We start from the raw sequence: 10,010 nt of genomic DNA on the forward strand, positions 1-10,010 counted from the left end.
CCGGGCATCGACCAGACCGGCGAGATCCGGCCGCTCGACCTACCGCCCCGTTGGTCGTCGGCGACCTACGGGTTGGCCGCCCGGCGCGCGGCCCTCTGTCGCCAGGAAGCCGCCAGGAGGAGGACGGCCAGTACGACGGCGGCGCCGAGGCCGAGGATGGCCGTCAACGAGAACGATGGTCCTGCCTCAGCCTGACCGTGGCGCTCGCTTCTGACCTCGGTGATGGGACGGTCCTGCTTCTTCTCATCGGGGGTGACCAGGCGGCCGACCGACGCGTCTGGCGGGAGAGCGAAGCCCCAGTCCAGCAGGGCCGCCGCCTCGCCCAGGCTCCCCAGTGGCGCGGTCTCCGCGCCGAGCAGGGTCACGGCGAGCCGCCGGCCGTTACGTTCGGCCACCCCCACGTATGTCTGTCGCGCCAGGTCGGTGAAGCCCGTCTTCCCGCCGAGCGTCCCCGGGTAGTGGTCCAGCAGCGTGTTGTCGTGGGTGATGGAGAAGCCTGGCGTTCCCGGATTTGCCGGTATCTCCGCCACTCGGGTAGCGATGTATCGCCGGAAGTCTGCGCGGGCGTAGGTGGCGCGCGCGATCAGCGCCAGGTCGTACGCGCTGGTGTACTGACCGGGGCCGTCCAGGCCGGATGGTGTCGCCGCGTGGGTCTGGTTTGCGCCCAGCCGGTGTGCCTCGTCGTTCATCGCCTGCACGCCGCCCTGCCGCCCGGCGGTGCCGCCGCCGGCGCGGGCCAGCACGTTGGCCGCGTCGTTTCCTGATTTGAGGAGTAGCCCCAGCCACAGGCTCTCGACCGAGTAACGGCCGCCCTCGACCACCCCCATCACCGAACTGGCCGGATCGAGATCCCGCAGATCCGCCCGGGTCACCTCGACCACCTGTGCCGGGTCGAGGTGCGGCATCAGGGCCGCGGCCAGCAGCATCTTCTGCACGCTGGCCGGCGTGCGGTGTTCGTGCGGGCCGCATCCACCCAGCACCGCGCCACTGTCGAGGTCGGCCACGACCCACGAGGTGGCGGTGACCGACGGCGCCATCGACGCGCCCGCGGGGATGGCCAGCCCCGCCGTCGCCAGCGTCTCACCGCCGACGGCCAGGTCGGCGGGACCGACCGGTGGCGGCGACGGTGCGGCGGGTGGGGGCACCGGCGGCCTCACGGTCGGGCAGGGCACGTACGGCGCGGACGCCGCCGACGTCGAGGACCCGACTGCCGCGCCGGGCGTGGTCAGTAGGGCGCTGAGCACCACGGCACTGATGCGAACGACGGTCATGTTAAAGCACGGTAACTGCTGACAAAGCAGGCGCAGGCCGGTTGCAGAAACGCGGCGAGGATTCCGGCCTTTGGACGCGCTGCGCTCTTTCGACCATCTTGTGCCGTTTCGCAAGACTGTCCGGGATAGTGGGCATATCCCGGTTGGTGCGTTGGTGACGAACCACCACAAAGTGGCGGGCATCAACTATCTAGACAACGCTGGACAGATACTCCCGACGTCGCTGCGGTTCGAACTTCTCGATCGCGTACCGCAGCATGACCCGCGGCATGACCCGGTACCGTCGGGCCAGAAACTTCTCTTCCGCTGCTCTGTCACGGTTGCCCACCTCGCGCAGCATCCAGCCCACCGCCTTCTGGACGAGGTCGTGCGGGTCGCGCAGGAGCCGTTCACTGAGGCGGAAGGTCCAATGGAAGTCGCCGGCCTTGATGAAGGCGAAAGTTGCCATGATGGCGATGCGCCGGTCCCACACCAGGCTCGACTCGGCCAACCGATCCAGGACGCTCCGATCCTTGTCGATCAGCCAGGGGCCGACGATGTACGGAGCGGATGAGTCCACCAGGTCCCAGTTGTTGAGGTGACCGGTGTTGGCCAGGACGATGCTGAAGATCTCGCCCCGTTCCTCGTCGTCGCCCTTGGTGAACTTTCGCACCAGGATGAACAGCGACGTCAGCCGCTCCTCGTGCACGCTGCTGGTCAGCAGCTTCGCCGTCTCGGCCAGGGAGAGGTCGCGCCAGTAGCGGGCGGCCACCCTGCGCTGTTCCGGCACGGAGACGCCGATGGCCGTGTCGCCCTCGCCGTACCCGCCTGGAGTCATCTGCAGGAACCGGCTCGATGCCTCCGCCCGCAGCGGGTCGGCGAGGCTGGCTAGTTCGTGACGGACGTCGGCGGTCGTGGCCATGACTGTGCAACCCTACTCGAACGCCTCGTCCGGGCCGGCCATCTGATCAGGAATCGAGAAGCGGCAGGCTGCCGTCGGGCCCTAGCCTTTTGCCAGGTAGCCGGCATCACGCCGAACCTACAAGGCAAAGGGGAGCCCGAGAGTGTCCGCGAAGAATTCCACCACCGTGTCCGACGGCTTCAGCCCCGAGGAGCGTGCCGCGATGAAGGAGCGCGCCGCCGAGCTGCGCGCCGAGGGCAAGAAGGGGACCAAGAAGGCCGACGGGCTGCAAGCGCTCCTCGACAGGATCGCGCAGATGGCGCCGGAAGATCGTGCGCTCGCCGAGCGGGTGCATGTGACGGTGACGGCTGCCGCCCCGGAGCTGTCGCCGAAGACGTGGTACGGGATGCCCGCCTACGTGAACGAGGACGGCAAGGTTGTCGTCTTCTTCCAGGACTCGGGCAAGTTCAACTACCGGTACTCGACCCTGGGCTTCCAGGACACGGCCAACCTCGACGACGGAGACCTGTGGCCGGTGGCGTACGCACTGCAGAAGTGGAGCCCCGCGGTAGAGAAGAAGGTCGTCGAACTGGTGCAGGCCGCGGTCTCCTGATCCCCTGCGGGGCAGGCCTGCACCCGCACCGTGGACTTCAGGAGCTGCGCGGGACTGCCAGGCCGGATTCATAGGCGAGGACCACGAGCTGGGCGCGGTCGCGGGCGTGGAGCTTGGTCATGGCTCGGTTGATGTGGGTTTTCGCGGTCAGCGGGCTGATCACCATGCGGTCGGCGATCTGGTCGTTGGACAGGCCCTGGGCGACCAGGGCGACGGCCTCGCGTTCGCGGCCGGTCAGCTCGTCGAGCCCGGTGCCGGCGGCGGTGTGCAGCGGCTGGTTGACGTACCGGTTGATCAGCCGGCGGGTGATCGACGGTGCGAGCAGCGCGTCGCCGCGCGCGGCGACGCGTACGGAATGGAGGAAGTCTTCCGGTTGGATGTCCTTGACGAGGAATCCGGCCGCGCCGGCGCGCAGCGCGTTGAAGACGTATTCGTCCAAGCCGTAGTTGGTCAGGATGACGACGTGCACCCGGGCGAGGGTCGGGTCCGCGGCGATGCGCCGGGTCGCCTCGATGCCGTCGATGACCGGCATCTGAATGTCGATGAGCGCGATGTCGGGCAGGTGTTCCCGGGCCAGCGCCAGGCACTCGCTCCCGTCGGCGGCCTCGGCCACCACCTCGATGTCGTCCTCGAGGTCGAGGAGCGCGCGGAATCCGCTGCGAATGAGCGGCTGGTCGTCGACCAGCAGGACACGGATCATGATGTCTGGTCCACGGGGAGTTCGGCCTGGACGGTGAAGCCCCCCTCGCTGCGCGGCTCCGCGCGCAGGCGACCGCCGAGGGCGGTGACCCGTTCGCGCATCCCGAGCAGCCCGACGCCGGGCATCGGCGCACTGTCCGGCGTGGCCTTGCCGTCGTCGTCGACCTGGATGGCGAGCACGTCGGGTCGGCAGTCGATCCGGACCGACGCGGTAGCCGCGGCGGCGTGACGGGTGATGTTGGTGAGCGACTCCTGAACGATCCGGTAGGCGGTCCGGCCCACCGCGGCCGGCACGTCGTGCCGCTGTCCCTCGATCGTCAGCGTCGCCTCCAGGCCGGTCCTGCCAGCCCGCTCCACCAGCTCCGGGATGTGGTCGAGCCCGTGTGGCGGGGTGGTGTCGTCGTCGCGCAGCGCCTCCAGGGTCGCTCGCAGCTCCCGGGCCGCCTCACGACCGGCCTCGCGGATCGCCAGCAGGGCCTCCGGCACCGGTTCACCCCGCTTGCGGGCCACGTGGACGGCGACTTCGGCCTGCACCTTGATGACCGAGATCTGGTGGGTGAGCGAATCGTGCAGCTCCCGCGCGATGTGCAGCCGCTCCTCATCGGCGCGACGCCGTGCGGTCTCCTCCCGGGTGCGCTCGGCTTCGTCCGCCCGCCGCTCGGCCTGCCGCAGCGCCTCCCCGGCGGCGCCGGCAGCGATCAGCCAGGCGATTTCGAGGGCGCCTCGGGCCTGCGCGAACGCCTCGCCCGTGTCGTGCAGGCCCGAAGCCAGGGCCGCCAGGGGGAGAGCGGCCAGCAGGGTCACGCTCGCCGCCACCGTGACGATGCGGTGCCCCGCCCGCACGGCTGCGTACACCGCGAAGAGGTACGCGACGGCAGGCACGTCGAAACCGGCCGCCTGGTAACCCACCGCGCACAACCCGGTCACGGCCAGCACGGGAACCGGAGCCCGGCGACGCGCCGCGAGCGCCACCCCACCCGCCGCCAACAACGTGTAGCCGAGCAGGTCGACGTTCGTGGCGGACTGCTGCTCGGACAGCCCGGCGGCCAGCAGCGCCGCCGTCACGCCGACGGCAATCGCCCAGTCTCGGACCCCGGCCGGGACACCGAACCGTCCTCTGTCCATGCGCGCACCCTAACCGGACGCCGGTGCGAGGGAATCCCGCTCGCGGACGAGTGGCGGTATACCGCGCCCGCAGTACCTTCGCGGCGCCTGCGGCAGCCGCGGCAGCCGGCTACGGCATCGGCGGCAGCGCGAACTGTCTGCGCCCGCACGACGACCGGCGGTGGGTCCAGCGGACAGGATCAGGCGACGTCCAGTCGTCAGAGGAGAAGGAGCACCTCATGTCCGTCCGTCACCTGCTTGCCGCCGCCGAAGCCGCCATGTTCGGAGATTTCGGGCCTGCCACACCGTCGGCCGCGCACGCTCTGGTCCAGCCGGTCGCCGTCAGTTCCTACACCCTGACCGCCGGGCGTCTCTGGTCCCTGGTGGCCGCGCTGCTCGGGCTGGTCGGCGTGGTCATCGGTGGGCTGGCGCTGGCCCGCTCCGCCGGTCGTATCGGCACCGGGAAGAGGGTGGCCATCGTGGCCCTGGCGGCGGGGTTGGCCGCCGTGGTGATCGGCGGGCTGGTGGTGGCTGGCGCCGATGGTGGTCCCGGTACCGGTGGCGGAATTGTCGGCGGCTTCGTGGCCGTGGTGGTGGGCCTGATCGCCATGGCCCTCGGCGGGCTGGGTCTGGCCCGCGCCCGCCGCGCTGGCTGACTGAGCCTCCGCACACCGGCACGAAGGCCGGCGGATCTCTTCACGGCGGGCTGTGGTCAGGTGGTTGGCGTGGTGGACGTGTGGGCGGGTTGGAACAACTCGATCAGGTTGCCGGCGGGGTCGGCGAGCAGGATCTGCCGCCCGCCGGGCCCGGAGACCGGCTCGCTGCGGAACGACAGCCCCGCGCCACGGAGTCGGTCGATCTCAGCGTTCAGGTCGTCCACAGTGAGGTGGATGCGGTTGCGGCCCGGGCTGGTGGCGTCCTGGGGAGTGGCTCGGGCGCCGGAACTGGCTGGCCCGGACAGCAGTAGCCGTAGCGGGCCGCGCAGCACGTCAGCGAAGGCGGGCGCGGCGCTGGTGTTGAGGGTGAAGCCGAGATGGGTGGTGTAGAAGTCGACGGCCGTCTGGACGTCATCAACGAGGTAACGGACGTTGGCGTACTGGTCGGATGCTGTCACGACTGAATCTCCTTCAAGAGTGGCTGGCGGTGAGCACGGCCAGCAGGTGCCTGACGCGGGTGTCGATGTCGGTCGTGATGTGCTGGAAGGCGGGGTAGCTGGTCTGATCGGTGCTGCCGGCCGTGGCGGGGTCGGGGATGCTCCAGTGCACCCGCCGGGGATGGTCCGGAAAGTCGGGGCAGGCCTCGCGGGCCTTGTCGCACAGGCTGATCACGTAGTCGAACCGGCTGCCGGTCACCGTGTCCAAGTGCCGGGGGTGCTGGCCGGTGATGTCGATGCCGAACTCCTCATGTAGGACCCGGATGGCGTTGGGATGATGGCGGGGCTTGGGCTGACTGCCGGCGCTGGCCACCTCGACCTGGCCGCCGGTGCGGTGGCGTAGCAGGGCCTCGGCGATCGGTGAGCGGGCGCTGTTGCCTGTGCAGACGAACAGCACTCCGACGCCGGGCGGGCGCCGCAGGTCCACCGGTGGGTGCGGTGCGGGCTCCCGGCGCAGCGCCGGGTGTAGCGCGGCGCCGGTGTCGGCCAGCGCATTTGTGCAGCGGTCCAGATCCAGGTGGTAGTAGCTGTCGCGGCCGTCGAAGCTGCTGCGCGTGGCCGTGACCAGCCCGCCGTCACGCAGCAGCCGCAGATGGTAGGAGACCAGGTTCTGAGGCTCGCCTACCAGCGCCACGAGTTCCCGGACGCGGTAGTCGCTGTTGGCGAGCTCGGTCAGCAGCCGCCACCGCAGCGGATGGGCGGCCAAGCGCACGAACGCCGGGGGAGCTTGACTCGACAGCGCCATGATCACCATGATACATCAAACCGACTTGATGGAATAGCAGATCGACTGTGGATGGTCGGCGCGAAAGGCGAGTCGGTCGACGATGGTGCCCGTTGCGACCGGGCCGCCGGGAGGACTCGGCGCCGGGCATCGCGTAGTCCGGTCCGGCGGAGACCGGCAGGGCGCTCCGCTTCCCTGCGGAGCCCTGGCCGGCCTCGTGTCCGGTCAGGGCTCCGCAGTCGTCCGGCGAGGGACGTCGCCACGTCTCCGGGATCCAGACCAAGCTGGACGCCCGCAACCGGGTCGAGATTGCCGCGTGGGCGTGGGAGAACCGCATCGTGCAGAGCGCTTGAGGAACAGGACCGGAGGCTCCACGGTGAAGTGACGTGACCGGGACGGGTCTTCGGTCAGCGTCCGAGCCGGCAGTGCGGGACCAGTCGGGACGGCGGCCGGGCGGACCGGCCGGCGCCGACCAGGGCCACGTCGAGGAAGGCGCCGACCCCGACCTGCGCCACGAGGGCCAGGTGCGTGATCAACAGCAGCCGACGCGTCGTCTCCTCCGGATCACTGGGCGTCGCCACCGGTCGCGCATGGTCGCGCCGGGAGAGGAAGGCGAGCAGGCTCGGGTCCGCCCGTGCCCACGGCGCGAGCCCCGCTCCGGGCGGCACCGGGAGCGGCCAGTGGACAGACCCGGGCGGGCCGAGTTCCTCGGCCAGTAGTTCGGCGGTGTGGTCGAGGACCTGGTCTGCCCACGGCCGGGGCAGGCGTCGCAGCCGGTTGACCGCCGCCTCGAAAGCCGGACCTGCGCCGCCCGGGTGGGCCACTGGCGCGAGGGCGGCTCAGAACGGCCATCTGACCGGCTCCGGGCCGGGAACGGGCAGGGCAGGCGAGGTCGTGGCCGGTGCCGGTTCGCTGCTTTCGGCGGTCGACGGCGCGTCGGACTCGGGCCGGTGGGGTGCGGGATCGAGCGGCTGGGCTCGCAGGTCCGGCTCTTTGGGCTCCGGCGTCTGGAGGGCTGGACGCGGTGGCCGGTCCACCGTGTCCGCAGGCCTGTCGGCCCGGCTGTGGGGACGCGGCGTCGAGTGGCGATGGCGTGCTGGCCGGCGGGCGTCCGCTGCGTTCGAGCAGAATGCCGCCGACGGTGAGCGGTTCGGGATGCGCCGGCGCCGGCGGACCGGGCAGCAGGCCGCTCCCGGCCATCGGCAGGTACGTCAGCGACGCGAGGGCGACCAGCACTCCCGCCCGTCCGATCCGTCGGCGGCGGGTCCCGGTGACATCGACGAACACGGTCGAACGGGTCCGGACGGGAGGGTTGGCGAAGCGAACTGCGGGCGGCGGGGGAGTCCATCGAAAGACACGAGAAAGGGCACCGGTCGAGGTTACGAGTCCGCTGACAGGGGATATGTCCTGGTTGCCCAATCAAACGGTCCGTGGATGTACCGCTATCTGCATATTCGAATTCAGGGTCATAGACGCACAAAATAGGACCCCCGAACCTTTGAGTGGCTGAACAGAATGCTCGGGTTGAAAGCGCCGGGGTTCTGAGTGGGAGAACAGGACACAGAGGTCGAAAACGCTTGGGCTCGCCTGTGGGCAGGTCGGGCCCGCCGGTCTGCGCGCCGACGGGCTCGCGGCGTCCGGCGCCGACGCCTCGACGCCGCCGCTCGGACGGCCTTACTTCACAGCAGGGGTTGCATCCCGCCCCAGCTCACACCGAGCCGGATTCTGGCGGCGAAGCTCGTGCCCTGACCGCGGTAGAAATACAGGTAGCTCGTGGACTTTTCGATGGCGAGCAGATCCGGGTAGCCGTCGCGGTTGAAGTCACCGACACCGACGAGGTCACGCATGCTGTTCCACGCGGTGCCGACCTGCAGCTTCGTACCGAGGCCGCCGGCTCGTCCCGGGTAGAGGAAGAGGTTGCCGGTGGACTTCTGCCGGGCGATGAGGTCCTGGTAGCCGTCGCGGTTGAAGTCGCCGACTCCGGTGAGTTCGTCCATGGTGTTCCAGCCGGTTCCGAGGCTCGTCCGTGCACCGAGCGACGTGCCGCGGCCCGGGTACAGGTACAGGTATCCGGTGGAGGTCTGCACGGCGAGCACGTCCCGGTAGCCGTCCCGGTTGAGGTCGTTGGCCGGGGTGATCTCGCGCATGGAGTTCCAGCCGGTACCGAGGCGGATCCGACTGCCCCACCCCGACGGCGTGTGCGGATACACCCACAGGTAGCCGGTCGCCTTGTCGCGGGCGATGACGTCTCCGTGACCGTCCCCGGTGAAGTCCGTCCGGATGATGACATCCATGCCGTTCCATCCCGTGCTGATGGTCGTCCGGATGCCGAGGGACGTCCCGTTGCCGGGGTAGAGATACAGGTTGCCCGTGGAGGGCTGGCGGCTCAGCAGGTCGGACCAGCCGTTGCCGTTGAAGTCTCCGAAGGAGGTCGCCGGAATGGGAGCGACGTCCAGGTAATCGTTGTCGATGTTGATCGTCACCCCGCCCCACGTCTCGTTGTGGTCGCCTCGGTACTGCTTCATCCGCCGCTGGGGAGACCAGTACGAGCTGGGGATCGCCGGGTCGGACACGGTGGCGGCGCCGTCCCAGCGGGCGAAGTCCAGGTAGTCGGGCCGGACGTAGCCGGGGGTGTTGTAGGCCGCGACCTGGTCGGCGACGCCTGAGGCCATGCTGCCGTAGAAGCCGGAGAGGTAGCCGAGGTCGTGCAGCCGTGCCGTCCAGGCGCTCATGAACGCGAGCACCGCGGAGCGGCAGGCCGCGTCGTCGGTCCGGTACGCCTCCATGTCGAAGATGAGTACGCTCTCCGGCGCCAGGCCCAGCGCCTTCGCCTGGGCGACCGCGTCGTCCGCCTGTGCGCGTCCCTGCGCCGCCGGGTTCGCCGGGTCGATGAGATAGCGCTTGGTGGACGTCGTGCACGGTGACTGCAGCCCGAGATAGATCGGCACGAGATGCCAGCCCGCAGCCTGCTGGGTGGCGACCCACGAGGCGGTCAGGTTGGGCTGCGTGCACGCGCGGTTGACACCGCCGAAGTAGATGACGATCGCCCGGTAGGGCGAGGCCGCCAGCCACGCCTGCATGGTCTCGGCCGACGGGGCGGTGCAGGCGTCGAAGCCAGCGGCAGGCCGCGTCGTCGGTCCGGTACGCCTCCATGTCGAAGATGAGTACGCTCTCCGGCGCCAGGCCCAGCGCCTTCGCCTGGGCGACCGCGTCGTCCGCCTGTGCGCGTCCCTGCGCCGCCGGGTTCGCCGGGTCGATGAGATAGCGCTTGGTGGACGTCGTGCACGGTGACTGCAGCCCGAGATAGATCGGCACGAGATGCCAGCCCGCAGCCTGCTGGGTGGCGACCCACGAGGCGGTCAGGTTGGGCTGCGTGCACGCGCGGTTGACACCGCCGAAGTAGATGACGATCGCCCGGTAGGGCGAGGCCGCCAGCCACGCCTGCATGGTCTCGGCCGACGGGGCGGTGCAGGCGTCGAAGCCCAGTCCGGTGAACGTGCCGGGCGACGAGCCCGTCACCGCGGCCGCCGTCGTGCGGGCGGCGCTGGCCGGGGCGGCGGCGGTGC

General features: G+C 70.2%; 10 protein-coding genes and 1 pseudogene. 2 read left to right on the top strand and 9 right to left on the bottom strand.

Annotation, left to right across the window (positions count from 1 at the left end):
- Positions 1–65: 65 nt before the first annotated feature.
- Together JNW89_RS03970 and JNW89_RS03975 are read right to left on the bottom strand one after the other, a co-directional pair.
- Positions 66–1,271 carry a D-alanyl-D-alanine carboxypeptidase family protein gene (locus tag JNW89_RS03970; RefSeq protein ID WP_238447748.1) on the bottom strand — a complete coding sequence of 402 codons (1,206 nt, stop codon included), beginning with the start codon at positions 1,269–1,271 and terminating at the stop codon, positions 66–68.
- Positions 1,272–1,461: 190 nt separating this feature from the next.
- Positions 1,462–2,172, bottom strand: a complete 711-nt coding sequence (locus JNW89_RS03975) for a DNA alkylation repair protein (RefSeq protein WP_238447749.1) — start codon at positions 2,170–2,172, stop codon at positions 1,462–1,464.
- A gap of 142 nt (positions 2,173–2,314) precedes the next feature.
- Between JNW89_RS03975 and JNW89_RS03980 the strand changes: the two genes are divergently transcribed.
- Complete coding sequence (locus JNW89_RS03980; protein WP_238447750.1) at positions 2,315–2,764, top strand: iron chaperone; 450 nt, start codon at positions 2,315–2,317, stop codon at positions 2,762–2,764.
- Between the two features lie 37 nt (positions 2,765–2,801).
- On the opposite strand, the gene JNW89_RS03985 is transcribed toward JNW89_RS03980, so the two are convergent.
- Both JNW89_RS03985 and JNW89_RS03990 read right to left on the bottom strand, forming a co-directional pair.
- Entirely contained in the window at positions 2,802–3,464 is a 663-nt protein-coding gene (locus JNW89_RS03985) for a response regulator transcription factor (protein ID WP_238447751.1), read from the bottom strand.
- A complete protein-coding gene (locus JNW89_RS03990) occupies positions 3,461–4,588 on the bottom strand; it encodes a sensor histidine kinase (protein WP_238447752.1) in 1,128 nt (375 codons plus the stop codon). Before JNW89_RS03990 ends, JNW89_RS03985 begins: the two co-directional genes overlap by 4 nt.
- 218 nt (positions 4,589–4,806) lie before the next feature.
- Here JNW89_RS03990 and JNW89_RS03995 point away from each other — a divergent pair, with 218 nt between their 5' ends.
- Complete coding sequence (locus JNW89_RS03995) at positions 4,807–5,223, top strand: DUF6223 family protein (protein WP_238447753.1); 417 nt, start codon at positions 4,807–4,809, stop codon at positions 5,221–5,223.
- A 56-nt stretch (positions 5,224–5,279) separates the two neighbouring features.
- Here JNW89_RS03995 and JNW89_RS04000 read toward each other — a convergent pair whose 3' ends face one another.
- The 5 genes and pseudogenes from JNW89_RS04000 to JNW89_RS38535 form a co-directional block, all read right to left on the bottom strand.
- On the bottom strand, positions 5,280–5,681 hold the full coding sequence (locus tag JNW89_RS04000) for a VOC family protein (protein WP_238447754.1): 402 nt from the start codon (positions 5,679–5,681) through the stop codon (positions 5,280–5,282).
- A 13-nt stretch (positions 5,682–5,694) separates the two neighbouring features.
- Positions 5,695–6,465, bottom strand: a complete 771-nt coding sequence (locus JNW89_RS37265; RefSeq protein WP_305070496.1) for an ArsR family transcriptional regulator — start codon at positions 6,463–6,465, stop codon at positions 5,695–5,697.
- A gap of 386 nt (positions 6,466–6,851) precedes the next feature.
- Positions 6,852–7,268: a hypothetical protein gene (locus JNW89_RS04015; RefSeq protein ID WP_238447755.1), complete on the bottom strand. Its 417-nt coding sequence runs from the start codon at positions 7,266–7,268 to the stop codon at positions 6,852–6,854.
- An 855-nt stretch (positions 7,269–8,123) separates the two neighbouring features.
- A complete protein-coding gene (locus tag JNW89_RS04020) occupies positions 8,124–9,524 on the bottom strand; it encodes a glycoside hydrolase domain-containing protein (protein ID WP_238447756.1) in 1,401 nt (466 codons plus the stop codon).
- A gap of 70 nt (positions 9,525–9,594) precedes the next feature.
- Positions 9,595–9,891 (bottom strand): annotated as a pseudogene (locus JNW89_RS38535) (glycoside hydrolase domain-containing protein); the annotation flags it as partial.
- Between the last annotated feature and the right edge of the window lie 119 nt (positions 9,892–10,010).

Source organism: Micromonospora sp. 4G55 (assembly GCF_016803375.1).

Coding starts and splice junctions, on each gene's coding strand:
- JNW89_RS03970 (WP_238447748.1), bottom strand. CDS start 1,271: ATGACCGTCGTTCGCATCAGTGCCGTGGTGCTCAGCGCCCTACTGACC.
- JNW89_RS03975 (WP_238447749.1), bottom strand. CDS start 2,172: ATGGCCACGACCGCCGACGTCCGTCACGAACTAGCCAGCCTCGCCGAC.
- JNW89_RS03985 (WP_238447751.1), bottom strand. CDS start 3,464: ATGATCCGTGTCCTGCTGGTCGACGACCAGCCGCTCATTCGCAGCGGA.
- JNW89_RS03990 (WP_238447752.1), bottom strand. CDS start 4,588: ATGGACAGAGGACGGTTCGGTGTCCCGGCCGGGGTCCGAGACTGGGCG.
- JNW89_RS03995 (WP_238447753.1), top strand. CDS start 4,807: ATGTCCGTCCGTCACCTGCTTGCCGCCGCCGAAGCCGCCATGTTCGGA.
- JNW89_RS37265 (WP_305070496.1), bottom strand. CDS start 6,465: ATGGCGCTGTCGAGTCAAGCTCCCCCGGCGTTCGTGCGCTTGGCCGCC.
- JNW89_RS04020 (WP_238447756.1), bottom strand. CDS start 9,524: ATGCAGGCGTGGCTGGCGGCCTCGCCCTACCGGGCGATCGTCATCTAC.